Below are 22,618 nucleotides of genomic sequence, written 5' to 3'. Positions count from 1 at the left end.
CCGACGCGGCGTGCTCAGAGTTCGGCGAGCGTGCCGGCGTACATCTTCTCGATCTCGGCGGCGAAGTTGCTCTCCACCCCGCTGCGCTTGATCTTGAGTGACGGGGTGATCTCGCCGTCCTCGATGGTCAGGTCGCGCGGCAGGATGGCGACCTTCTTGATCGTCTCCCAGCGGTTGAGCTTGGCGTTGAGCTCCGCGACGTATCCCTCGACCATGGCCTGCGCCTCGGGCGAGGCGACGATCTCGGCGTAGTCGCGGCCCTCCAGCGGCGTGCCGGCGGCCCAGCCCCTGATCGCGTCCGGGTCCAGCGTGACCAGCATCGTGCAGTAGTTGCGGGCCTGGCCGATCACCACCGCCTGGGAGGTGTACGGGCAGGTCGCCTTGAACATCCCCTCGATGTGCGACGGCGCGATGTACTTGCCGCCCGAGGTCTTGACCAGGTCCTTCTTCCGGTCGGTGATCTTCAGGTAGCCCTCGGCGTCCAGCGTGCCGATGTCGCCGGTGCGGAAGTAGCCGTCCTCCGTGAACGCGGCGGCGGTCTCCTCGGGCAGGTTGTGGTAGCCGCGCATGACCGGCCGGCCGCGGACGAGGATCTCGCCGTCGGTGTCGATCCGGCACTCCAGATCGCCCAGCGCCTTGCCGACGGTGCCGATCCGCAGCCCGCCCGGCGGGTTGACGAAGTTGCCGGCGCTGGTCTCGGTGAGGCCGTAGCCCTCGGAGATCGGCAGGTTGGCGGCGGCGAAGAAGGTGGCGATCTCCGCGCTGAGCGGGGCGGCGCCCGAGACGAGCACCCGGATCCGGCCGCCGAGGCGGGCCTGGAGCTTGCTGAACACCAGCTTCTCGGCCACCGCGTACTTCAGCCTCAGCCCCGTCGGGACCGGCCTGCCGGCCTGCTCCAGGGCGACCCTCTCCTTGCCGACCCGCACGCCCCAGGCGAAGATCTTCGCCTTCGCGCCGCCGGCGTCCTGGGCCGTGGTGACCGCCTTGTTGTAGACCTTCTCGAAGACCCGCGGCGCGCCGCACATCAGCGTCGGCCTCACCACCGCGAGCAGCTCGACCAGCTTGTCCACCCGCCCGTCGACGTACGTCGGCAGGCCCACGTGGATCACCCCGCAGAGCAGCGTCTTGCCGAACGAGTGGGACAGCGGGAGCCAGAGGTACTGCAGGTCGTCGTCGCGGAGCAGCCCCAGCTCGGCCTGCGCCACGCCCTCCCAGCACCAGCCGCCGTGCAGCAGCTCGACGCCCTTCGGGCGCCCGGTGGTGCCGGAGGTGTAGATCAGGGTGGCCAGGTGGTCGGGGCCGATCCCGGCGACCAGCATCTCGATCAGGTCGGGCTCGGCGGCCAGCGCCCGGGTGCCCCGCTCCTCCAGCTCGGCGAGGGTGAGCTGGGGGACGGCGGCGGACGGGTCGGCCGCGCCGTCGAAGAGCACCACGTGGGTCAGGGCCGGCAGGTCGGCTCCGGCGATCTTGGCGGCCTGGGCCGGGTTCTCGGCGAACAGCACCCGGGAGCCCGAGTCGGCGATGATGTAGGTCGCGTCCTCCGGCTCGGTGGTCGGGTAGACGGTGGTGGTCGCGCCCCCGGCACACATGATGCCGAGGTCGGCGAGCACCCATTCGAGCCGGGTGTTCGCCAGGATCGCCACCGGATCCTCCTGGCCGACGCCGAGCCCGTGCAGCCCGGCGGCGACCGCCTTGGCGCGGCGGGCCACCTGCGCCCAGGTCAACCAGACCGGACCCGAGTCGTCGGAGGCCGGGTGGGCAAAGGCGTCGCGGTCGGGGGACGCCGCCACGCGCTTGAGGAACATGTCCGGGATGGAGCGGTACGGTACATCGAGAGCCATCGCTGTAGCCGCCTTCGGGGGTGGAGGCGTGACGGTCGTCACGTCAGTATTCGTTACCGAAGAGTATTGCCTGCACCCCGGGCGTCGGCCAGCCCCGGTCGATCACGGCTGGGCCACGTCCCGGGACCTGGAACACCCTCAGGCGTACCGGGCGGCCCGCAGCGACCAGTCGTAGGTGGCCCGGATCCAGTTGCGGCGGGCGAGCACCGCCGGTCGCAGGCCCTCGTCGCCGGCGGCCAGCAGGGCCGACTCCGTCGCCAGGTAGGCCGCCAGGGACTCGTTGAACCGGTCGGCCGCCGCCCGCAGGGCCGACGGCTCGTCACCGCCGGTCCGCCCGGCGGCGATGACGGCCACCAGGTTGTGGCCGTCCGGCTGGGCGAGGTTCTCCTTGCCGTACGAGAAGACGTCGTTGCACCAGCAGACCAGGTCGGCGGCGAGCAGGTCGAGCGTGACCAGCGTGGGCTCGGCGCGGTCGGCCGGCCCCGGCCGCCCGCCGGCGGCCAGTTCGGTGAGGGTGAAGCTGGGGTGGACCGCGCCGGTGTGCCGGCGCATCTGGACGTACTCCGCCAGCTCCGGCACCCGGCCGTGCTCGCGGTTCGCGGCCTCCCAGAGCAGCGCCAGCAGGTACTCCCGCACCTGGCTGGTGAAGCGCAGCAGCACCGCCGGCGTCCCGGCGGCGCGCACGCGCCGGCACAGGTCGGCCAGCGCGTCGCCCAGCGGGCCGGCCGCGCCGGCGGGCGCCACCGGGTCGCCGTGCCGGTCCAGCACGTCCAGCATGGCGGCGACGGTCGGTGCCAGCCGGGTGGGACCGTCGCCGAGGCCGTCCTCGTCGCAGGCGTCGTCCATCACGAACAGCCAGGAGATCAGGTCGGCGAGCAGCCGCAGCCGGTCGACCGGCCCCTCCGGGCAGGCCCGACCGGCGAGGCCGGCGGCGTCGGCCCGGCGCAGCCGGTGCAGTCGGTGCCCGTTGGCGATCAGGCCGTGGCCGAGCACCCACTCGGTGCTCTCCTGTGCCACCTGATCGGTGGCGTCGTGCCGGCGCGCGGGAAAAGGGGGTTCCCGCAGCGCCGAGAGCGCGAAGGTCCGCATGGCGCCCCCTGTCGCGCCGCCCCCGGGCGGGACGGCGCGGGACAGCGTACGGGAGAGGGGATCGGCGACGGTCGTTGGGGAGCCGTCCCGCCGGCGAGACGGTGACCGCTTCCGTGCAGTCCGTTACATGCCCAGGTGGGTGTTGCGCAGCCGGTCGGCCAGCGCCGCCGGCCCGTCGATCTGCACCCGGGCCACCCGCTGCCGACCGGAGAGGAAAAGGACCAGTTCGCCGGGTGCCCCGACCACCCGGACGGGTTCGCCGCCCCGGCCGACGGAGAGCGCGCCGTAGCCCGGCGCCTGCACGAAGACGTCGGCCGGGAACCGGCGCAGTGCCAGCCGGGCCAGCCCGGCGGCGCGCGTCCACAGTGTCGCCTGGAGCCGGGCCGCCAGGTCGCGCGGGAGCCAGCCCGGGCGGGCGCGGCGCACGTCCTCGTGGTGGATGAAGAACTCCATCGTGTTGGCCAGCTCGTCGGTCACCGGGTTGCTGACCGGGCTCCACACCGGTGGCCGGCGCACCTGCTCGACGAGGCGGGGCCAGGGGCGCGCCGCGATGTGCCGGCGCACCCGCTCGGCGTACCCGCGCAGGGGTCGCAGCAGGATGCCGCCGGCGGCGTCCGGGCGGCGCTCGCGCAGCACCAGGTGGGCGGCGAGGTCGCGGGTCGTCCATCCCTCGTTGACCGTCGGGGCGTCCGGTCCCAGCGTGAGCATCAGGTCGGCGAGCGCCTCGCGCTCCGATCGGGCGTACCGCGGCATGGCATCGATCGTAGGCGTGGGCGCCCGGGTCGGCGCGCCGGCGCGGCGGGTCGGCCGTGACGGCGGACATAGCGGCCCGGGGCGGCGGAGCTGGCCCCGACCGGTAAGGATGAGGGAGATAATTGCGGCTTACGGCGGGGGAGAGCGTGGCGAGCAGGACAAGTCGGGACGTGCTCGGTCGGGGGTTGGCCGTCCTCGGGGTGGCCATCCGGGAGCAGCCGCGGATCTTCGCGGTCGCGGTGACCGGCAGCGTGCTCTTCGGCGCCATGACGGTGGCCAGCGCGTTCGTGGTGGGCGCGGTGGTCGGCGACGTGGTGGTCCCGGCGATCGAGCGCGGCTCGGTCGGGGTCGGGGCGCTCGCCCTGGCCGCCGTCGCGCTGTTCGGCATCAGCGTGCTGCGGGTGGCCGGCATCTTCGGCCGCCGGCTCGGCGCGGGTTACATGCAGTACCGCCTCCAGGCCGCCTACCGGCGCCGGGTCACCCGGCGCTACCTGGAGCTGCCGCTGTCCTGGCACCACCGCAACGCCACCGGCACCCTGCTGTCCAACGCCAACTCCGACGTCGAGGCCGCCTGGCACCCGATCGCCCCGCTGCCGTTCGCGGTCGGCACCCTGGTGATGCTGGTCGGCGCGGTGGCCTCGCTCTTCGCCACCGACTGGGCGCTGGCCCTGGTCGGCCTGGCGGTCTTCCCGGCGCTCTTCGCGCTCAACGTCGCCTACTCCCGCCGGATGGCCCCCCGCCAGGCGCGGGCCCAGCGGCTGCGCGCCGAGGTCAGCGGCATCGCCCACGAGAGCTTCGACGGCGCCCTGGTGGTCAAGACGATGGGCCGGGAGGCCCAGGAGACGGACCGGTTCGCCGTCCGCGCGGGCGAGCTGCGCGACGCGCTGGTGTCGGTGGGGCGGCTGCGCGGCGTCTTCGACCCCGTGCTGGAGACCCTGCCCAGCCTCGGCACCCTCGCGGTGCTGGTGGTCGGCACGTTCCGGCTGCGGCAGGGCGCGATCAGCGTCGCCGAGCTGGTCAGCGTCGCCTTCCTCTTCACCGTGCTGGCCTTCCCCGTCCGGGCCATCGGCTGGGTGCTGGCGGAGCTGCCGCGCAGCGTCGCCGGCTGGGACCGGGTCCGCCGGGTCCTCGACGCCACCGGCGAGATGCCGTACGGCGACACGACGCTCGACCCGGCCGACCCCCGCCCCGCCCCCCTCACCTTCACCGGCGTCCGGTTCGGCTACGAGCCCGCCGAGGCGCACCTGCCCGGCACGGAGGTGCTCGGCGAGGTCTCCTTCACCGTGCCCGCGGGGAAGACCGTCGCCCTGGTCGGGCCGACCGGCGCCGGCAAGTCCACGATCGCCTCGCTGGCCGTGCGGCTGGTCGACCCCCGGGCCGGCACGGTCGCCCTGGACGGGGTGGACGTGCGCCGGCTCACCGCCGCCTCGCTGGCCCGCACCGCCGCGCTGGTCGCCCAGGTGCCGTTCGTCTTCGACGACACGGTGCGGGCCAACATCACCCTGGACCGGCCGGGCATCGACGACGACGACGTCTGGGCCGCGTTGCGGCTCGCCGAGGCGGACGGCTTCGTCGCCGCACTGCCCGACGGCCTCGACACGAAGGTCGGCGAGCGGGGCACCTCGCTCTCCGGCGGCCAGCGGCAGCGGCTCACCCTGGCCCGCGCGCTCGCGGGCCGGCCACGGCTGCTCGTCCTCGACGACGCGACCAGCGCCGTCGACCCCCGCGTGGAGGCGGCCATCCTGGCCGGGCTGCGGTCCTCCGCCGGGGAGCCCGGCGCGCCGGCCGCGTCGATCCTGGTTGTCGCCTACCGGCGGGCCACCATCGCGTTGGCCGACGAGGTGGTCTACCTGGAGCAGGGCCGGGTGGTCGCCCGTGGCACGCACGCCGAGCTGCTCGCCACCGTGCCCGGCTACGCCGACCTGGTCACCGCCTACGAGCAGGCCGAGGTCGACCACGCCAAGGACGAGACGTACGACGAGGTCGCCCCGCTGAGCTCGGGCCTGGAGATCGAGGTGGACCGGTGAGCGCGAGGAGTGCAGCGGAGCGGAGCCCCGCAGTCGCGAACGAAAGGCAGGCCCGGTGAGCGCGAGGAGTGCGGCGGAGCGGAGCCCCGCAGTCGCGAACGAAAGGCAGGCCCGGTGAGCGCGACCACGACCGAGCGCAAGGCGGAGTCGGCCGAGACGGCCGAGGTGACCGAGACGACCTGGCGGACGCTGCGGCGGGGCCTGGCGCTCTCCCCCGAGCTGCGGGTCGGCCTCGCCGGCACGCTCGGCCTGGCCCTGGTCTACATGGTCGGCCGGGCGGCCGTGCCGGTGGCCGTGCAGCAGGGCATCGACAACGGGATCGTCGGCGGTCTCGACCTGACCGTGGTCTGGACGGTGGTCGCCGCCACCGCCGCCGTGCTGGTGGTGACCACGGTCTGCGGCTACCTGATGATGCGCCGGCTGTTCACGGTCAGCGAGACCGCGCTGGCCAACGTGCGGGTACGGGCGTTCCGGCACGTGCACGACCTGTCCATGCTGCACCAGCAGTCCGAGCGGCGCGGTTCGCTGGTGTCGCGGGTGACCAGCGACGTGGACCAGATCACCCAGTTCCTCCAGTGGGGCGGCGTGATCCTGGTGATCAACCTCGGCCAGCTGGTGGTCACCACGCTGGTGATGCTGGCGTACTCCTGGCAGCTGACCCTGGTCGTCTACGCCGCCTTCCTGCCCGCCGTGCTCGTGATCCGGGTGCTCCAGCGCCGCCTCGCCGGGGCGTACGGGGTGGTCCGGCAGCGCACGGGAGCGCTGCTCGGCGCGATCGGGGAGAGCGTGGTCGGCGCGCCGGTCATCCGGGCGTACGGGATCGCGGGGCGCACCGCGCGCCGGCTCGACGAGGCGATCGACGGCCAGCGGCGGGCGCAGCAGCGGGCGATCAGGATCAGCATCATGGGTAGCTCCGTCGGGGAGCTGGCCGCCGGGCTGGCCCTCGCGGGCGTGGTGGTGCTCGGGGTGACCCTGGGCGCCGACCGCACCCTGAGCGTCGGCGAGGTGACCGCCTTCCTCTTCCTGGTCACCCTCTTCATCCAGCCGGTGCAGATCGCCACGGAGGTGCTCAACGAGGCGCAGAACGCCATCGCCGGCTGGCGCCGGGTGCTGGACGTGCTGGACGTCGCGCCGGATGTCGCCGACCCCGGCGAGCAGGGGCGCGAGCTGCCGCCCGGCCCGCTGGACATCCGCTTCGCGGGGGTGGGCTTCGCCTACCCGGGCGGCCCGCCCGTGCTGCACGGGATCGACGTGGAGATCCCGGCGAAGAGCCGGGTGGCGGTGGTCGGCGAGACCGGCAGCGGCAAGACCACGTTCGCCAAGCTGCTGACCCGGCTCATGGACCCGACCGCCGGCCGGGTGCTGCTCTCCGGGGTGCCGCTGGAGCAGGTCCGGTTCGCCTCGCTGCGGTCGCGGGTGGTGATGGTGCCGCAGGACGGTTTCCTCTTCGACGCCACGGTGGCGGAGAACGTGCGCTTCGCCCGCCCCGAGCTGACCGACGAGCAGCTCGCCGCGGCCTTCACGGAGTTGGGTCTGGCCGACTGGCTGGAGGGGCTGCCGGCGGGCCTGCGCACCCCGGTGGGGGAGCGGGGCGAGGCGCTGAGCGTGGGGGAGCGGCAGTTGGTCGCGCTGGCCCGCGCGTACGTGGCCGACCCGGACCTGCTGGTGCTGGACGAGGCGACCAGCGCGGTGGACCCGGCCACCGAGGTGCGGCTGCAACGCACCCTGGACGCGGTGACGCGGGGGCGGACGACCCTCGCCATCGCGCACCGGCTCTCCACGGCGCAGTCCGCGGACGAGGTGATCGTGGTGGACCGGGGCCGGATCGTGCAGCGTGGCCCGCACGACGAGTTGGTCCGCGACCCGGAGTCGGTCTACGGCCTGCTCTACGCCTCGTGGCTGGAGCAGACCCGCTGACCCGATCCCGCTGGACGTCTCCGAACCGGTGCTCTAGTCTCCGAGTTAGGTAAGCCTAACCAAAGGAGGTCGTGGCATGCGGCCCAGCCCGGCGGAGATCGTCCGTACCCTTGTCGCGGGCCGGTTGCCCGGCGTCGCCCACGTCGCGCACCGGCCCGGCCCGCACCAGGTCCGGCACGTGACCGACCCGGACGGGCGGGTGCTGCTGCTGGTGCCGGTGGTCAGCGACCTCGCCGCCGCACTGCGGCCCGCCGACGGCGAGTCCGACGTGGCGTTGGTGCTGGACGTGCTCGACCTGCCGCCCGCCGCGGGCGCGCCGAGCCTCGGCCGGGCCTGGGTCTCCGGCTGGGCGACCCGCCTGGAGGGCGCGGAGGAACGCCGGGCCGCGCTGGACTTCGCGGCGGTCGAGCCGACCGGCGACCTGCTCGACGTCGGCACCCGGTTCCGGCTGCACCGCTTCGAGGTGGTCGAGGCCCGCTGGGAACGCGCCGACGCCGTGCGCCGGATCGACCCCACGGCGTACGCCGAGGCCGAGCCGGACCCCCTGCACGCGGTCGAGGCCGGGTTGCTGGCCGACCTCGCCGAGCACCACGCGGCCGAGGTGGCCGCCTACCTGCGGCGGCAGCTCGGCCTGGCCGACAGCGCCCCGGACGCCGCGCCCCGGGTGGTCCGGATCGACCGGTACGGCCTGCTGGCGGACCACGGCCGGCCCGGCGCCCGCCGGCGGGCCCGCCTGGCGTTCCCGCGCCCGCTCGACGGCGAGGAGGAGCTGGCCCGCCTCCTGCACCCGATGCTCTGCCGCCACGCCGCCTCCCGGCACGCCGACCACGCCTGAGCCCGCCGCGTCGCGCCGGGGCCCGGCGACCAGACCTGGGCCCGCCGGCCGCGGCCGGCCCGCCGCCGGGTGCCGCTCGGCCGGGGGTGCCGGCGTGGGTCAGCCGGCGAGGACCTCGGCGAGGTCGCCGGTCAGGTAGCGCTGCACCGTCGGGCCGACCGCCGCGACGAGCGTCTCCGGGGCGGCCGAGGCGACCGGCTCCAGCCGGACCACGTGCCGCATCATGGCCAGCCCGATCATCTGGCTGGCCACCAGCGAGCCCCGCAGCGGCAGCTCGGCCGGGTCGGCGTCGAGCTGGTCGAGGACCTTGCGGAGCACCTGGCTGACCAGGAACTCCCGCAGCAGGCGCGCGGTCCACTCGTTGCTCACCGCCGAGCGCAGCAGGGCCACCCCGGCGGTGCCGGCCGGTGAGTCCCAGACGCCGAGGAACGTGCGGACCAGCCGCTCCCCGAGGCCCTCCCGGTCCCCGGCGAGCACCTTCGGCAGCAGCTCGCCCGGGTCGACCGGCGCGTGCATCGCGGCCAGGAAGAGCTGGTCCTTGCTGCCGAAGTAGTGGTGCACCAGCGCCGGGTCCACCTGCGCGGCGGCGGCGATGGCCCGGATCGAGGCCCCGTCGAAGCCCCGCTCGGCGAAGGCGGCGCGGGCGGCCCCGAGGATCGCCTCCCGGGTGTCCGGGTTGCCGGGTCGCCGTCCGGTCCGCCGCGCCATCGCCGCCCTTCGCTCGTCGTCGTCCGCCCCCGGTCCCGGCGGGGCGGGTGCCGGTGGCGTCAGCCGCTGCGCCGCCGCAGGGTGGCCGCGGCGAGCACCAGCGCCAGCACCGCCGCGCCGGCGACGATCGCCATGTCCCGCCACATGGTGCCGGTCGGCTCGGCGTTCGCGCCCACCTCCTGCAGCGCCTCGACGGCGTACGACAGGGGCAGCACGTCGCTGACCGCCTGCAACCAGCCGGCCATCTCGCCCCGGGGCACGAACAGCCCGCAGAGCAGCAACTGGGGCACCACCACGACCGGCATGAACTGTACGGCCTGGAACTCGGTGCGGGCGAAGGCGCTGCAGAAGAGCCCGAGCGCGACCGCGAGCACCGCGTTCAGCGCGGCGATCATGATCACCAGACCGCTGCTGCCGGCGGTGTCCAGGTCGAAGACCCCGTACGCCACGGCGGACGCGATGACGGCCTGGACGACCGCGGCCAGCCCGAACGCGATCCCGTAGCCGAAGAGCAGGTCGAGCTTGCCCAGCGGGGTGGTGAGCAGCCGCTCCAGGGTGCCGGTGGTGCGCTCGCGCAGCATCGCGATGCTGGTCACCAGGAACATGATCACGAAGGGGAAGAAGCCGAGCATCACCAGGGCGACCCGGTCGAACGTCGACGGCTGCCCCGGCGGGGCGGGCTGGTCGACGTACATGAAGTAGACCAGGGCGAGCAGCGCCGACGGCACCACCACGAGCAGTGCCACGGTACGCCGGTCGTGCCGCAGCTGGCGCAGGATGCGGCCGGTGGTGGCGGCCAGGATCCGCGGGTTCACGACGCCTCCCGTCCGGCGGCGCCCGCCGGGCCCGCCTCGCCCGCCCTGATCAGCCGCAGGAACGCCTCGTCCAGGTCGTGGACGCCGGCGGCGGCGCGCACCGCGTCCGGGGTGTCGTCGGCGATCAGCCGCCCCTCGCGGATCAGCAGCAGCCGGTCGCAGCGGGCCGCCTCGTCCATCACGTGGCTGGAGACCAGCAGGGTGGTGCCGGCGGCGGCCATGGCGTGGAACCGGGCCCAGAGGTCGGCCCGCAGGACCGGGTCCTGGCCGACCGTCGGCTCGTCGAGGACGACCAGCTCCGGCTCCCCGACCAGCGCGCAGGCCAGGGACGCGCGGCTGCGCTGCCCGCCGGAGAGGCTGCCGACGAGTTGGCCGGCCGCCTCGGCGAGCCCGACGTCGGCGACCGCCCGGTCGGCGTCGGCCCGGCCCCGGCCGTGCAGGGCGGCGAAGTAGCGCGCGTTCTCCCGCACGGTGAGGTCGGCGTAGACGCTGGGCGCCTGGGTGAGGTAGCCGACCCGGCGGCGCAGCTCCGGCGTGCCGGCGGGGCGCCCGAGCACGGTGACGGAGCCGGCGCCGACCACCTGCACCCCGACGATCGCGCGCATCAGCGTCGTCTTGCCGCTGCCGCTCGGCCCGAGCAGCCCGGTGACCCGGCCGCGCGGCACGGACGCGTTGATGCCGTGCAGCACCCGCCGCCCGCCCCGGTCGACGACCAGGTCGCGGACGGCGATCGCCTCGTCCATCGCCCACCTTCCCGGAAACTCAACGGCTGTTGAACTCGACGCTAGTGGAGACGTCTTCCGGGTCGCAACGGTTGACTTCGCGTGCACTCGAACTGGAAGCCTGGGGGCGTGGACATCAGCACGCGGGAAACGACCCTCACCGTCGGCGAGGCGGCCGAGCGGGTCGGCCTGACCACCTACACGCTGCGCTGGTACGAGCAGGAGGGGCTGGTCGCCCCGGTCGGGCGGGACTCGGCCGGGCGCCGGCGCTACACCGAACGGGACGTGGACTGGCTGTTCCTGCTCACCCGGCTGCGCCGTACGGGCATGCCGGTACGGGACATGCGCCGCTACGCCGAGCTGGCCCGGCAGGGCGACGCCACCCTGGCCGCCCGGCGGGCGCTGTTCGAGGCGCACCGCTCCCGCGTGCTGAGCCGGATGGCCGAGCTGGAGGAGGACCTGAAGGTGCTCAACTACAAGATCGACAACTACCGCCGGGCGGAGGGGTGCCAGTGATCCGCCGTCGGCTGGGCGCGGCCGGGCCGGAGGTCTCCGCGATCGGGCTGGGCTGCATGGGGATGAGCTTCGCCTACGGCGGGGCCGACGACGCCGAGTCGACCCGGACCCTGCACCACGCGCTCGACCTGGGCGTCAACCACCTGGACACCGCCGACATGTACGGCCGGGGCCGCAACGAGGAACTGCTCTCCCCGGTGGTGCGGGCGCGCCGCGACGAGGTCTTCCTGGCCACCAAGTTCGGCAACCGGGTGCGCGGCGACGGCTCGGGCGCCACCGGCAGCCCCGGCGCGTACGTGGACAGCAGCCCGGCCTGGGCGCGCACGGCGTGCGACGCCTCCCTGCGTCGGCTCGGGGTGGACACCGTCGACCTGTGGTACCTGCACCGGCGCGACCCGGCCACCCCGATCGAGGACACGGTCGGTGCGATGGCCGAGCAGGTCGCCGCCGGCAAGGTGCGGCTCATCGGCCTCTCCGAGGTCAGCCCGGCGACCCTGCGCGCGGCGCACGCGGTGCACCCGGTGGCCGCCGTGCAGATGGAGTACTCGCTGTTCAGTCGGGACGTCGAGGGCGAGATGCTGGCCACGTGCCGGGAGCTGGGGGTGGCGCTGGTCGCGTACTCGCCGGTGGGGCGGGGGCTGCTGACCGGGGCGATCACCAGCCGGGAGCAGCTCGCCGCCGACGACTGGCGCACGGCGGCGCCGCGCTTCGCCGAGGGCAACCTCGACGCCAACCTCAAGCTGGTCGACGAGGTGCGGGCGGTGGCCGACGAGATCGGCTGCACCCCGGCCCAGGCCGCCCTGGCCTGGCTGCTCGCCCAGGGCGAGGACGTCCTCCCGATCCCGGGCACCCGACGGGCGCACCGGCTGGAGGAGAACGCGGCGGCGGCCGACATCCGGCTCACCCCGACGCAGCGGTCCCGGCTGGGCGAGGCGGTGCCGCCGGGCGCGGCGGCCGGCGAACGGTACCCCGAGGCGTCGATGAGGTTCGTCGGGCATTAGCCTTCGGACCGGACACCGGGTCCGCCATCGGGCATTGCGCACCGATCGGGCGTACGGCACGATGGCGCCGTGGGTCACGCTCCGTCACCGGACGAGGGGTTCCTCCGCGAATGGGCCGCCCGGTTGCGGGCCGGCGCCGAGCAGCCCGTCGTCGGCATCATGCTGCGCGGCAGCCACGCCCGGCGGGCCGCCACCGCGCACAGCGACGTCGACGTCGACGTGCTGCTCGGTGGCGCCCCGTACGCGGCCCGCCGGGCGTACCTGGCGGAGCACGCCGGGCGGCTGACCCACGTCTCCGTGGCCGCCCGCGACGTGCGCTCCTGGCTGAGCCGGCTCGGCGAGCCGGCCGACTGGGCGTTCGGGCTGCCGGTGACGGCGCCGGCCCGGCTGCTCTGGGCGGATCCGCACTGGCGGGTCCGGATCGATTTGCCGGTGCTCTGCCAGCCGGCCGGCGAGCCGCAGCTGGAGGAGTTGATCGCCACTCTCGGCAAGGTGGCGGGCGCGCGGGACGCCGACGACCACCTCGGCGTCCGGCTGGCCGCCGCCGACCTGGCCCGGCTCTGCCCGTCCGTGCTGCGGCCGGCCAACCCGACGGTCCGGGTGGCGTCCCGCCGGGAGGCCCTCGCCGCCGCCCTCGACCTGCCGGTGGCGCCGCCGAACTACCGGGAGGACATGCTGCTCTGCCTCGGGCTGCGCCCCGGCTCGGTCGGCCAGGTCTGCGCCGCCGCGGCCCGCCTCGTCGCCGGCGCCCTGCCGCTGATCCGCCCGTACGCCGCCGAGATCGCCGAGGTCGCCGGCGCGGACCTGGCGGACGCCCTGGTCGACGGCCGGCTGGACCGCTACGTCGACCAGCTGACCCGGCCCGCCGGCCGGCCGCCGCGCCCCCGGCGGGAGCCGTCGCCGGTGCCCGCCCCGCGTGCGGGACAATGGGTCACTGTGCCCGTACCTGACGCGCCGGTGACCGGCGCCCACCCCAGTCCGCAGGAGCCCGCGGCCGGCGGCCCGGCCCGTGCGTCCCGGCTCGACCCGGCCATCGCCGCCCGGCTGCGCCGCACCCCCGACGGCCTGGTGGCCGCGGTGGTCCGCCAGCACGACTCCGGCGAGGTGCTGATGGTCGCCTGGATGGACGACGAGGCGCTGCACCGCACCCTGACCACCGGGCGGGCCACCTACTGGTCGCGCAGCCGCCAGGAGTACTGGGTCAAGGGCGCCACCTCCGGGCACCACCAGTACGTCCGCTCCGTCGCCCTGGACTGCGACGGAGACGCGCTGCTGGTCGACGTCGACCAGGTCGGCGCGGCCTGCCACACCGGGCACCGCACCTGCTTCTTCACGGAGCTGCCGGTCAGCGGGGAAGAGGCGGGGGCCCGATGACGGCGCAGCGCGCGACGCCCGGCGGCGGGTCCCGGACCGACGGCGCGGTCAGCCCGGACGTGGCCTCCTTCACCGAACTGGCTGCCCGCTGGCGCGTCGTCCCGGTCACCCGGCGGCTGCTCGCCGACGCGGAGACGCCGGTCGGCGTCTACCGCAAGCTGGCCGGCGGCCCGGGGACGTTCCTGCTGGAGTCCGCCGAGCAGGGCGTCGGCTCGGCCGGGCTGGCCTGGTCGCGGTACTCGTTCATCGGCGTACGCAGCAGCGCCACGCTGACCGAGCGGGACGGCGCCGCCGTGTGGACCGGGCAGCCGCCGGCCGGCCTGCCCACCTCCGGCGACCCGGTCCGGGTGCTGCGCGAGACCGTCGACGCCCTCGCCGGCCCCGCCTGGGACGCGGCCAGCGGCATGCCGCCGCTGACCGGGGGCATGGTCGGCTACCTCGGCTACGAGCTGATCCGCCGGTTCGAGCGGCTGCCCGAGCTGACCGAGGACGACCTGGGCCTGCCCGAGCTGGGCATGATGCTCGCCGCCGACCTGGTGGTGCTGGACCACTACGACGGCTCGGCGATCCTGGTCGCCAACGCGATCCTGCCCCCGCTGGACGAGCCGGACCGCGAGGCCCGGGTCGCGGCCGCGTACCACCACGCGGTCGGCCGGCTCGACGCGATGACCACCGCCCTGTCCCGGCCCATCCCGCCGATGGTGTCCACCGTCGACCGGCCGTCCGCCGGGGAGGTACGCAGCCGCACGCCCGAGGGCGGTTACCCGAAGGCGGTGGAGGCGGCGAAGGAGGCGATCCGGGCCGGCGAGTGCTTCCAGATCGTGCTGGCCCAGCGGTTCGAGCGGCAGACGCACGCCGACCCGCTGGACGTCTACCGGGTGCTGCGCACGACCAATCCCAGCCCGTACATGTACCTGCTGCGCTTCGACGGGTTCGACATCGTCGGCTCCTCCCCGGAGGCGCACCTGAAGGTGACCGCCGACGCGGAGGGGCAGCGGCGGGCGCTGCTGCACCCGATCGCCGGCACCCGGCCGCGCGGCGCCACCCCGGAGGCCGACGCCCGGCTCGCCGCGGAGCTGCTCACCGACCCCAAGGAGCGGGCCGAGCACGTGATGCTGGTCGACCTGGGCCGCAACGACCTGGGCCGGGTGTGCCGTCCGGGCACCGTGGAGGTGCCGGAGTTCGCCACCATCGAGCGCTACAGCCACGTCATGCACATCGTCTCGACCGTCGTCGGCACGCTGCGGGACGACCGCACGGCCTTCGACGCGCTCGCCGCGACCTTCCCCGCCGGCACGCTCTCCGGCGCGCCGAAGGTACGGGCGATGGAGATCATCGAGGAGCTGGAGCCGGTCCGCCGCGGCCTCTACGGCGGCACCGTCGGCTACTTCGGCTTCGGTGGGGACCTGGACATGGCGATCGCCATCCGCACCGCGCTGATGCGCGACGGCCGGGCGTACGTGCAGGCCGGGGCGGGGGTGGTGGCCGACTCGGACCCGGCCGCCGAGGACCAGGAGACCCGGAACAAGGCCGCGGCGGTGCTCGCCGCGATCGCCGCCGCCGAGACCCTCCGGCCCGCCCGATGACGGCGGCGCAGCCGCGCGGCCACGAGCCGGGGGCGGCCGAGACCGAGGAGCGCGCGCGGGCCGTCGCGGGCCGGCGCGAGCTGACGTACGCGGTGCTGCTCTGCGTGGCCGGCGCGGGCCTCGCGTTCTGGGCGTCGACCCGCACCTGGGCGGTCGAACTGACCGCCCGGCCCACCCCGCTGCCGCCGGTACGCGACGCGCGCACGGGCGCGGGCCTGCTGCCGTGGCTGCCGGCGCTGGCCCTGGTGGGGCTGGCCGGGGGCGGCGCGGTGCTCGCCACCCGGGGCCGGGCGCGGCGGCTGCTGGGCGCGCTGCTGTGCGGGCTCGGCGTGGCGGTGGCGGCCGGCGGCGGCTACGGCCTGGTCGCCGGGTTCGACGGTGAGGTCAGCCGGCACTGGCCGGCGCTGTGCCTGGTCGGCGGGGTGCTCGCCGCGGCGGGCGGGCTGCTGACGGCGCTGCGGGGCCGGCGGTGGCCGGCGATGGGCGCCCGCTACGAGCGGCCGGCCCAGGGCAGCGGCGCGCCGGCCGCCGCCCGGGGCGAGGGCGGCCGCGTCACCGGCCGGCGCACGACGGAGGCGTGGGACGCGCTGGACCGCGGCGAGGATCCGACGGTCAGCTGACGGGCTGGCGGTCGCGGGCGGCGGCCCGGGCGGCCGTCAGCTCCGCCACCAGGCGGTCCAGCTCGGCCCGCTGGTCGGCGCGGGCCCGGTCGGCGCAGACGGCCTCCCAGGCGTTGCCGCGCGCGGTCCGCATCCGGGCCTCGCCGACCACCGCGCGCTCCAGGGTGTGGACCACGCCGGCGGCGAGCGACGCGACGGTACGCGAGATGGTCGTCAGTCCGATGGTCTGGTTGGGCTCGACAGTGCTCATGATCACCCCGCACGGAGATCGTTGGTGTCGGTGGGGCAGGCGCGACATCGAGTCTGCCCGAGAGAGATGCTGGCTGGCTCACGTTTCGCCGTGGTGACCGACACGTCAACTCTCCGTCCGGCCCGCGACCAGGGAAAGGGCCGTTCGCCCTTGAGCTAGGTCACAGGGGCCGGCGTCCCGCCGTGGCCGCCGGGCGGCCGGGCGCGGGGGTGGACGGGATCGGGCTGATGTCCCGCGCGGCGGGGCGACGATGCGGGGTGACGGTCGTCGATGGGGGTGGTCGCCCTGCGTGACGTCCCGTTCACCGGAAGTCGGCCATTATGCCGCAGCCCATCTCGTGAGGCACGCCATACCCCCGGCACCCGTCGCCAGGTGGCGCCCCCTAGCATCGGCCCATGACACCCGGAGAGGGGAGTCCGTTGGTGACTGCTGAGCATGCGCACGCGGAGGGGGACGAGGCCGGTCCGGCGGCGTCCCTAGGCGTGCTCGACGAGATCCTGGCCGGCGTGCGTGAGGACGTCGCCCGGCGACAGGAGCAGGTTCCGCTGGAGCGGATCCGCGAACTGGCCGCCGCCGCGCCGCCGCCGCTGGACGCGTACGCGGCCCTGCGCAAGCCGGGCGTCGCGGTGATCGCCGAGGTGAAGCGCTCCTCGCCGTCCAAGGGACGGCTGGCGGAGATCGCCGACCCGGCCGACCTGGCCGGTGACTACGCCGCCGGCGGCGCGCGGGCGATCAGCGTGCTCACCGAGGGGCGCTGGTTCGGCGGCTCGCTGGCCGACCTGGCCGCCGTCCGCGCCGCCGTCAACATCCCGGTGCTGCGCAAGGACTTCGTGGTCTCCAGCTACCAGGTGCACGAGGCCCGGGCGCACGGCGCCGACCTGGTGCTGCTGATCGTCGCCGCCCTGGAGCAGAACGCCCTCGTCGGCCTGCTGGAGCGGATCGAGTCGCTCGGCATGACCGCGCTCGTCGAGGTGCACGACGAGGAGGAGGCCGACCGGGCGCTGGAGGCCGGCGCCCAGGTCATCGGGGTCAATGCCCGCAACCTGCGTACCCTTGAGGTCGACCGCTCGGTGTTCGAGCGGATCGCGCCCGGCCTGCCCAGCAGCGTCGTCAAGATCGCCGAGTCGGGGGTGCGTGGTCCGCACGACCTCATCCGGTACGCCTCGGCGGGCGCCGACGCGGTCCTGGTCGGCGAGGGTCTGGTCACCCAGAAGAGCCCCCGCGAGGCGGTGGCCGAGCTGGTCAACGCCGGCAACCACCCGGCCACGCCCCGCCCGGTGCGCTGATCCCGCGCCGGTTCGTCAGCACCGAGAGGACGATCCCATGAGCGAGCGCAGCGAGCGAATGCTCAACATGCCTCATGGCGGCGCGGAGCGAAGCGGAGTGCCGGCATGAGCGCCGAAGCGCTGGCCGCCCCGGCCGGTCCGCAGCCCGACTCCGCCGGTCACTTCGGCCGGTTCGGCGGCCGGTTCGTACCGGAGGCGCTGGTCGCGGCGCTCGACGAGCTGGACGCCGCGCACCGCACGGCGATGGCCGACGAGTCGTTCCGGGCGGAGTTCGGCGCCCTGCTGCGCGACTACGCCGGCACGCCCTCGCTGCTCTACGCGGCCCAGCGGTTCTCCGCCAAGGCCGGCGCGCGGGTGCTGCTCAAGCGGGAGGACCTCAACCACACCGGGGCGCACAAGGTGCGCAACGTGCTCGGCCAGGCGCTGCTGACCAAGCGGATGGGCAAGACCCGGGTGATCGCGGAGACCGGCGCCGGCCAGCACGGCGTGGCCACGGCCACCGCCGCCGCCCTGTTCGACCTCGACTGCGTGGTCTACATGGGCCAGGTCGACACCGAGCGGCAGGCGCTCAACGTGGCGCGGATGCGCATGCTCGGCGCCACCGTCGTCCCGGTCACCAACGGCTCGCGCACCCTCAAGGACGCGATGAACGAGGCGATGCGGGACTGGGTCGCCAACGTCGACGACACCCACTACCTGATCGGCACCGCCGCCGGGCCGCACCCGTTCCCGGCGATGGTCCGCGACTTCGTCCGCGGCATCGGCGACGAGGCGCGCCAGCAGTGCCTCGACCTGACCGGCGCGCTGCCGGACGCGGTCACCGCCTGCGTCGGCGGCGGCTCCAACGCGCTGGGCATCTTCCACGCCTTCGTCGGCGATCCCGACGTGCGGCTCTACGGCTTCGAGGCCGGCGGCGACGGGGTGGAGACCGGGCGGCACGCGGCCAGCATCACCGGCGGCTCCGCCGGCGTGCTGCACGGCACCCGCACGTACGTCCTCCAGGACGCCGACGGCCAGACCTGCGAGTCGCACTCGATCTCCGCCGGGCTGGACTACCCCGGCGTCGGGCCGGAGCACGCCTGGCTGCACGACACCGGCCGGGCCAGCTACGTGCCCGTCACCGACGACGAGGCGATGGCCGCGTTCGAGCTGCTCTGCCGGACGGAGGGCATCATCCCGGCGATCGAGAGCGCGCACGCGCTCGCCGGCACCCTCAAGATCGCCCCGAAGCTCGCCGCCGAGCTGGGTCGGGAGCCCACCGTCGTGGTCAACCTCTCCGGCCGGGGCGACAAGGACGTCCACACGGCCGGCAACTACTTCGGCATCCTCGACAAGGAGCAGTGAGAACGTGAGCCGGATCGGGGTGGCGTTCGACAAGGCGCGCGCCGACGGGCGGGCGGTGCTGGTCGGCTGCATGCCGGCCGGGTTCCCGACCGTCGAGGGCAGCATCGCCGCGATGACCGCGATGGTCGAGGCCGGCGTCGACGTGATCGAGGTGGAGATCCCGTACTCCGACCCGGTGATGGACGGGCCGGTGATCCAGAAGGCCAGCGACATCGCCCTCGCCGGGGGCGTACGCACCGCCGACACGCTGCGCGTCATCGAGGCGGTCGCGGCCACCGGGGCGCCCGTGGTCACCATGACCTACTGGAACCCGGTCGAGCGCTATGGCGTGGACGCCTTCGCCCGGGACCTCGCCTCGGCCGGGGGCACCGGCCTGGTCACCCCGGACCTGATCCCCGAGGAGGCCGGCGAGTGGCTCGCCGCCTCGGACGCGTACGGGCTGGACCGCACCTTCCTGGTGTCGCCCTCCTCGACGGACGCGCGGCTGGCGATGACCGCGGCGCACTGCCGGGGCTTCGTCTACGCCACCGCGATCATGGGCGTCACCGGCGCCCGGGCGAAGACCTCCGACGCGGCGCCGGTCCTGGTCTCCAGGGTGCGGGAGGTCACCGACCTGCCGGTCGGCGTCGGGCTGGGCGTCGGCACGGGCGCGCAGGCCGGCACGGTCGCCGGGTACGCCGACGGCGTCATCGTCGGCAGCGCCCTGATCCGCTGCCTGCTCGACGCCCCGGACGAGGCGTCCGGCCTGGCCGCCCTCCGCGCCCTCAGCGCCGAACTCGCCCAAGGCGTCCGCACCCCCACCCCCTGAGGCGGGAGCGTGGGGACGTAGGGGCGCGCGGGGGAGTTAGTGGCGGGTCGCCGTGGGTGGATTGGCCCGCTGGCCCGGCGGGTGTCCGGCCGGGGGTGCGACCGCGCCCGGAGTGCTGGCCCTCTCGGCCGCGGTGTCCGGTGGGAGGCTGGCCGGTGCGGGGGTGGGCGGTGTGGCGGTGTGCAGGACGCCGGAGCGGCCCGCCAGCGCGTCGGCGAGCGCGGCCCGGGTGGTCGGCGTGAGCGCCTCCGGGAGAGCCGTGGGGTCGTGCCAGGACGCCCGGCAGCCGCCCATCGGTTCGCCGGTCGGCCCCGCCCCCCGGACGCGCGCCCGGAAGACGTGCACCAGGACGTCGGGCAGCGGCCCGGCGCGACCGGCCGACGACGCGACCCGGCCCGTCGACGAGGCCGGGCCGGCGGGGCTCGTCGACGGCGGGGCGCACGCGCCGGCCAGGTGGTAGAGGCCGACCAGGTCCACGACCTCGACCTCCCAGCCCGTCTCGGTCCGGACGTCGCGCACCGCGGCGTGTACCGGGCTCTCCGCCGGACGCAGCCGGCCGCCCGGGAGCCCGTAGCGCCGCTCGCCCCGGCCCTGGCGGCAGAGCAGCACCCGGCCGGCGTCGTCGGTGACGACCGCCGCGACCGCCCAGGTGAGCGCGCCCATGGACAAAGAGCCTACGGGGGCGCAAACCAGAAGTCACCGGGATCGGGCGACGGTGGACCGGGGTGCCGCCGGAGGGGCAGACGGCGGTAGCGTGTGCATCCGTGACTCTCGCCTCGCTGACCCCCCAGGCGGCCCTGCCCAGCCCCAGCACCGCCGTGTGGCAGCTCGGACCGCTGCCGATCCGGGCGTACGCGCTGTGCATCATCCTCGGCATCGTGGTGGCCTGCTGGGTCACCGAACGGCGACTGCGCCAGCGCGGCGTCGCCCCCGGGGCGGTGCTCGACATCGCGGTCTGGGCGGTGCCGGCCGGCATCATCGGCGCCCGCATCTACCACGTGATCACCTCGCCGGAGAAGTACTTCGGCACCGGCGGCGACCCGCTGAAGGCGTTCGCCATCTGGGAGGGCGGTCTCGGTATCTGGGGCGCGGTGGCCGGTGGCGCGGTCGGCGCCTGGATCGCCGCCCGCCAGCTCGGCATCCCGTTCGCGGTGGTCGCCGACGCGCTGGCCCCGGGCCTGCCGCTGGCCCAGGCGGTCGGCCGGCTCGGCAACTGGTTCAACAACGAGCTGTACGGCGGCCGGACCACCCTGCCGTGGGGGCTGGAGATCCACCGGATGGACCCGGACAACCCCGGCCACGCGCTGCGGGACGACGCCGGCCGGCCGATCCTCGAGCCGGGGCTCTACCACCCGACGTTCGCGTACGAGCTGCTGTGGAACCTCGGCGTCGCCGCGCTGGTCTTCGTCCTCGACCGCAAGCTGCGCCTCGGCCGGGGGCGGGCGTTCGCCCTCTACGTGATGGGCTACACCGCCGGGCGGTTCTGGATCGAGCTGATGCGCACCGACGAGGCGAACACCATCCTCGGCGTACGCCTGAACGTCTGGACCGCCGGCCTGGTGTTCCTCGGCGCCCTGGTCTACTTCCTGCGGGTGCGCGGGCCCCGCGAGTACCTCGTTCCGGTCGGCGCCGCCGCGACGCCGCCCGTGCCCGCCGACTCCGACGTCTCGCAGGTCGACCTCTCCGCCGCCGAGGCGGGGGCGAAGCAGGCCGCGCCGGAGGGCTACCGGGTGGTCGGCGAGGAGCAGTACCGGCGCTGGCGGGAGACCGGCGAGCTGCCCGTCACGACCGGCGAGGAGACGGCGACCGACACGGACGCCGCGAGCGCCGGCGACGGGTCCGCCGAGTCGGACGGCGACGAGGAGAGCACGGAGGACCGGGCGGGGGCTGCCGGCTCCCGGCCCGCCGACCGCGACAGCTGAGGGGGAGCACCACATGCGTAGCGCGGTGGTGGTGGGCGCCGGCATCGGCGGCCTCGCGGTCGCCGGCGCGCTGGCCCGCTCCGGGTGGCGGGTCACCCTGCTGGAGCGCGCCGACCGGGTCCGCCCCGAGCCGACCGCCGTGGTGCTCTGGCCCAACGGCGTACGCGCGCTGCGCGCCCTCGGTCTCGGCGCCGGCCTGGAGGCGATCGCCACGCCGCTGCCCGACGGCGGGGTACGCCGCCCGGACGGCCACTGGCTGGTGCAGCCCCGGCCGACCCCCGCCGACCGGATGCCGGTGGTGGTGCACCGGGAGGACCTGCACGACGCGCTGATCGCCGGGCTGGGCGACGAGGTCGAGCTGCGCACCGGGGTGACGGTGCGGACGGTCCGCGCCGAGCCCGGCCAACGCCCGTCGGTCGGCGACGGCCGGCACACCGTCGAGGCGGACCTGGTGGTCGCCGCGGACGGCACCGACAGCGAGATCCGCCGGCAGCTCGCCCCGGAGTCCGGGGTGGTCAGCTCGGGCTGCGCCGCGTGGCGGGCGGTGATCCCCTGGTACCGCGCCCCGAAGCTGCCCGCCGACCGGCCCGTCGGCGGCGAGGTGCTCGGCGCCGGTTACCGGTTCGTGTCCGCCTCGCTGGGCGAGCGCGGATCCTCCGGCGCCTCCAGCCGGGGCGGCATCTACTGGGTGGCCACGGCCGCCGGGGCGCCGCGCCCGGAGCCGCCGGAGACCCAGCTGGCCCTGCTGCGCCGCTGGTACGCGGGCTGGCCCGCGCCGATCGCCGAGCTGCTCGACGCCACCGACCCGACGGACCTGGTGCAGCAGGAGATCCGCGAGCTGCGACCGCTGCCCAGGTCGTACGGTTTCCCGGCCGGCCCGGGCGGGGTGGTGCTGCTCGGCGACGCCGCGCACGCCATGCCGCCGCACCTCGGCCAGGGCGCCTGCCTCGCCTTCGAGGACGCGGCGACCCTCGCCTCGCTGCTGCGCGAGTCCCGACTGCCCGACGCCGTGGTCGCGTACGACCGGGTGCGCCGCCCCCGCGCGGCGACGGTGGTCCGGCAGACCCGCCGGATGTCGGCGGTGCTGAAGGCCCGGGGCCCGCTGGCGCTGCGCGCCCGCGACGCCGCCCTCGGCACGATCACGCCCCGCCTGCTCTCGACCGCCGCCACCACGGCCGCCCAGTGGCGCCCCCCGACCTGACCC

General features: G+C 75.4%; 21 protein-coding genes and 1 pseudogene. 14 read left to right on the top strand and 8 right to left on the bottom strand.

Going from position 1 to position 22,618, the window contains the following annotated elements; all coding sequences use genetic code 11:
- Positions 1 to 14 precede the first annotated feature (14 nt).
- From AB0L34_RS15080 to AB0L34_RS15070, 3 genes are all read right to left on the bottom strand, one after another.
- Positions 15 to 1,841, bottom strand: a complete 1,827-nt coding sequence (locus AB0L34_RS15080) for a long-chain fatty acid--CoA ligase (protein ID WP_363705102.1) — start codon at positions 1,839 to 1,841, stop codon at positions 15 to 17.
- A gap of 138 nt (positions 1,842 to 1,979) precedes the next feature.
- Positions 1,980 to 2,930, bottom strand: coding sequence for a terpene synthase (locus AB0L34_RS15075; protein ID WP_363705101.1), 951 nt, complete (start codon positions 2,928 to 2,930; stop codon positions 1,980 to 1,982).
- 123 nt (positions 2,931 to 3,053) lie between these two features.
- Positions 3,054 to 3,683 carry a TIGR03085 family metal-binding protein gene (locus AB0L34_RS15070; protein ID WP_363705100.1) on the bottom strand — a complete coding sequence of 210 codons (630 nt, stop codon included), beginning with the start codon at positions 3,681 to 3,683 and terminating at the stop codon, positions 3,054 to 3,056.
- A 146-nt stretch (positions 3,684 to 3,829) separates the two neighbouring features.
- On the opposite strand from AB0L34_RS15070, the gene AB0L34_RS15065 reads away from it, so the two are divergent.
- The 3 genes from AB0L34_RS15065 to AB0L34_RS15055 all read left to right on the top strand — a co-directional run bounded on the left by AB0L34_RS15065 (position 3,830) and on the right by AB0L34_RS15055 (position 8,462).
- A complete protein-coding gene (locus AB0L34_RS15065) occupies positions 3,830 to 5,710 on the top strand; it encodes an ABC transporter ATP-binding protein (RefSeq protein WP_363705099.1) in 1,881 nt (626 codons plus the stop codon).
- A 165-nt stretch (positions 5,711 to 5,875) separates the two neighbouring features.
- Positions 5,876 to 7,627, top strand: a complete 1,752-nt coding sequence (locus AB0L34_RS15060; RefSeq protein ID WP_363705110.1) for an ABC transporter ATP-binding protein — start codon at positions 5,876 to 5,878, stop codon at positions 7,625 to 7,627.
- 76 nt (positions 7,628 to 7,703) lie between these two features.
- Entirely contained in the window at positions 7,704 to 8,462 is a 759-nt protein-coding gene (locus AB0L34_RS15055) for a DUF2470 domain-containing protein (protein ID WP_363705098.1), read from the top strand.
- 99 nt (positions 8,463 to 8,561) lie between these two features.
- Here the strand turns inward: AB0L34_RS15055 and AB0L34_RS15050 are convergent, their stop codons facing one another.
- From AB0L34_RS15050 to AB0L34_RS15040, 3 genes are read right to left on the bottom strand one after another with little or no spacing between them, the layout of a single operon-like run.
- Complete coding sequence (locus tag AB0L34_RS15050) at positions 8,562 to 9,170, bottom strand: TetR family transcriptional regulator (protein ID WP_363705097.1); 609 nt, start codon at positions 9,168 to 9,170, stop codon at positions 8,562 to 8,564.
- A 59-nt stretch (positions 9,171 to 9,229) separates the two neighbouring features.
- Positions 9,230 to 9,985, bottom strand: coding sequence for an ABC transporter permease (locus AB0L34_RS15045; protein WP_357456669.1), 756 nt, complete (start codon positions 9,983 to 9,985; stop codon positions 9,230 to 9,232).
- On the bottom strand, positions 9,982 to 10,728 hold the full coding sequence (locus AB0L34_RS15040) for an ABC transporter ATP-binding protein (RefSeq protein WP_357456672.1): 747 nt from the start codon (positions 10,726 to 10,728) through the stop codon (positions 9,982 to 9,984). The genes AB0L34_RS15045 and AB0L34_RS15040 overlap by 4 nt, the downstream gene beginning before the upstream one ends.
- Before the next feature lie 108 nt (positions 10,729 to 10,836).
- Between AB0L34_RS15040 and AB0L34_RS15035 the strand changes: the two genes are divergently transcribed.
- The 6 genes and pseudogenes from AB0L34_RS15035 (at position 10,837) to AB0L34_RS15010 (ending at position 15,804) form a co-directional block, all read left to right on the top strand.
- The gene (locus tag AB0L34_RS15035; RefSeq protein WP_363705096.1) at positions 10,837 to 11,223 is read left to right on the top strand and encodes a MerR family transcriptional regulator; all 387 of its coding nucleotides are present in this window, start codon (positions 10,837 to 10,839) and stop codon (positions 11,221 to 11,223) included.
- Positions 11,220 to 12,224: an aldo/keto reductase gene (locus tag AB0L34_RS15030; RefSeq protein WP_363705095.1), complete on the top strand. Its 1,005-nt coding sequence runs from the start codon at positions 11,220 to 11,222 to the stop codon at positions 12,222 to 12,224. Before AB0L34_RS15035 ends, AB0L34_RS15030 begins: the two co-directional genes overlap by 4 nt.
- Before the next feature lie 159 nt (positions 12,225 to 12,383).
- Positions 12,384 to 12,980, top strand: a pseudogene (locus AB0L34_RS15025) (phosphoribosyl-AMP cyclohydrolase); the annotation flags it as partial.
- 180 nt (positions 12,981 to 13,160) lie between these two features.
- On the top strand, positions 13,161 to 13,598 hold the full coding sequence (gene hisI / locus AB0L34_RS15020; RefSeq protein ID WP_357456838.1) for a phosphoribosyl-AMP cyclohydrolase: 438 nt from the start codon (positions 13,161 to 13,163) through the stop codon (positions 13,596 to 13,598).
- Entirely contained in the window at positions 13,595 to 15,184 is a 1,590-nt protein-coding gene (locus tag AB0L34_RS15015; RefSeq protein WP_357456677.1) for an anthranilate synthase component I, read from the top strand. The genes hisI and AB0L34_RS15015 overlap by 4 nt, the downstream gene beginning before the upstream one ends.
- Positions 15,181 to 15,804 carry a Trp biosynthesis-associated membrane protein gene (locus tag AB0L34_RS15010; RefSeq protein ID WP_363705094.1) on the top strand — a complete coding sequence of 208 codons (624 nt, stop codon included), beginning with the start codon at positions 15,181 to 15,183 and terminating at the stop codon, positions 15,802 to 15,804. Before AB0L34_RS15015 ends, AB0L34_RS15010 begins: the two co-directional genes overlap by 4 nt.
- Here the strand turns inward: AB0L34_RS15010 and AB0L34_RS15005 are convergent.
- Positions 15,797 to 16,054, bottom strand: coding sequence for a hypothetical protein (locus AB0L34_RS15005; protein WP_350709287.1), 258 nt, complete (start codon positions 16,052 to 16,054; stop codon positions 15,797 to 15,799). The genes AB0L34_RS15010 and AB0L34_RS15005 overlap by 8 nt on opposite strands.
- A gap of 482 nt (positions 16,055 to 16,536) precedes the next feature.
- Between AB0L34_RS15005 and trpC the strand changes: the two genes are divergently transcribed.
- From trpC to trpA, 3 genes are all read left to right on the top strand, one after another.
- Positions 16,537 to 17,340, top strand: a complete 804-nt coding sequence (gene trpC, locus AB0L34_RS15000) for an indole-3-glycerol phosphate synthase TrpC (RefSeq protein ID WP_363705109.1) — start codon at positions 16,537 to 16,539, stop codon at positions 17,338 to 17,340.
- A gap of 105 nt (positions 17,341 to 17,445) precedes the next feature.
- Entirely contained in the window at positions 17,446 to 18,684 is a 1,239-nt protein-coding gene (gene trpB / locus AB0L34_RS14995) for a tryptophan synthase subunit beta (RefSeq protein WP_357456683.1), read from the top strand.
- Between the two features lie 4 nt (positions 18,685 to 18,688).
- On the top strand, positions 18,689 to 19,492 hold the full coding sequence (gene trpA / locus AB0L34_RS14990) for a tryptophan synthase subunit alpha (RefSeq protein WP_363705093.1): 804 nt from the start codon (positions 18,689 to 18,691) through the stop codon (positions 19,490 to 19,492).
- 36 nt (positions 19,493 to 19,528) lie between these two features.
- Here trpA and AB0L34_RS14985 read toward each other — a convergent pair whose 3' ends face one another.
- Positions 19,529 to 20,155 carry an NUDIX domain-containing protein gene (locus tag AB0L34_RS14985; protein ID WP_363705092.1) on the bottom strand — a complete coding sequence of 209 codons (627 nt, stop codon included), beginning with the start codon at positions 20,153 to 20,155 and terminating at the stop codon, positions 19,529 to 19,531.
- A 101-nt stretch (positions 20,156 to 20,256) separates the two neighbouring features.
- Between AB0L34_RS14985 and lgt the strand changes: the two genes are divergently transcribed.
- Entirely contained in the window at positions 20,257 to 21,414 is a 1,158-nt protein-coding gene (gene lgt / locus AB0L34_RS14980) for a prolipoprotein diacylglyceryl transferase (protein ID WP_363705091.1), read from the top strand.
- Between the two features lie 13 nt (positions 21,415 to 21,427).
- On the top strand, positions 21,428 to 22,615 hold the full coding sequence (locus tag AB0L34_RS14975; protein WP_363705090.1) for an NAD(P)/FAD-dependent oxidoreductase: 1,188 nt from the start codon (positions 21,428 to 21,430) through the stop codon (positions 22,613 to 22,615).
- Positions 22,616 to 22,618: the final 3 nt, after the last annotated feature.

It is taken from the genome of Micromonospora sp. NPDC052213 (assembly GCF_040679695.1).
GTDB lineage: Bacteria > Actinomycetota > Actinomycetes > Mycobacteriales > Micromonosporaceae > Micromonospora.
Note: the sequence above shows the minus strand (reverse complement) of the source record. Positions and strands in the feature narration are given on the sequence as shown.

What these genes read in the sequence shown, in the direction of transcription:
- AB0L34_RS15080 (WP_363705102.1), bottom strand. Translation starts at nt 1,841, where the DNA reads ATGGCTCTCGATGTACCGTACCGCTCCATCCCGGACATGTTCCTCAAG.
- AB0L34_RS15075 (WP_363705101.1), bottom strand. Translation starts at nt 2,930, where the DNA reads ATGCGGACCTTCGCGCTCTCGGCGCTGCGGGAACCCCCTTTTCCCGCG.
- AB0L34_RS15070 (WP_363705100.1), bottom strand. Translation starts at nt 3,683, where the DNA reads ATGCCGCGGTACGCCCGATCGGAGCGCGAGGCGCTCGCCGACCTGATG.
- AB0L34_RS15055 (WP_363705098.1), top strand. Translation starts at nt 7,704, where the DNA reads ATGCGGCCCAGCCCGGCGGAGATCGTCCGTACCCTTGTCGCGGGCCGG.
- AB0L34_RS15050 (WP_363705097.1), bottom strand. Translation starts at nt 9,170, where the DNA reads ATGGCGCGGCGGACCGGACGGCGACCCGGCAACCCGGACACCCGGGAG.
- AB0L34_RS15040 (WP_357456672.1), bottom strand. Translation starts at nt 10,728, where the DNA reads ATGGACGAGGCGATCGCCGTCCGCGACCTGGTCGTCGACCGGGGCGGG.
- AB0L34_RS15015 (WP_357456677.1), top strand. Translation starts at nt 13,595, where the DNA reads ATGACGGCGCAGCGCGCGACGCCCGGCGGCGGGTCCCGGACCGACGGC.
- AB0L34_RS15010 (WP_363705094.1), top strand. Translation starts at nt 15,181, where the DNA reads ATGACGGCGGCGCAGCCGCGCGGCCACGAGCCGGGGGCGGCCGAGACC.
- AB0L34_RS15005 (WP_350709287.1), bottom strand. Translation starts at nt 16,054, where the DNA reads ATGAGCACTGTCGAGCCCAACCAGACCATCGGACTGACGACCATCTCG.
- trpB (WP_357456683.1), top strand. Translation starts at nt 17,446, where the DNA reads ATGAGCGCCGAAGCGCTGGCCGCCCCGGCCGGTCCGCAGCCCGACTCC.
- AB0L34_RS14985 (WP_363705092.1), bottom strand. Translation starts at nt 20,155, where the DNA reads ATGGGCGCGCTCACCTGGGCGGTCGCGGCGGTCGTCACCGACGACGCC.
- AB0L34_RS14975 (WP_363705090.1), top strand. Translation starts at nt 21,428, where the DNA reads ATGCGTAGCGCGGTGGTGGTGGGCGCCGGCATCGGCGGCCTCGCGGTC.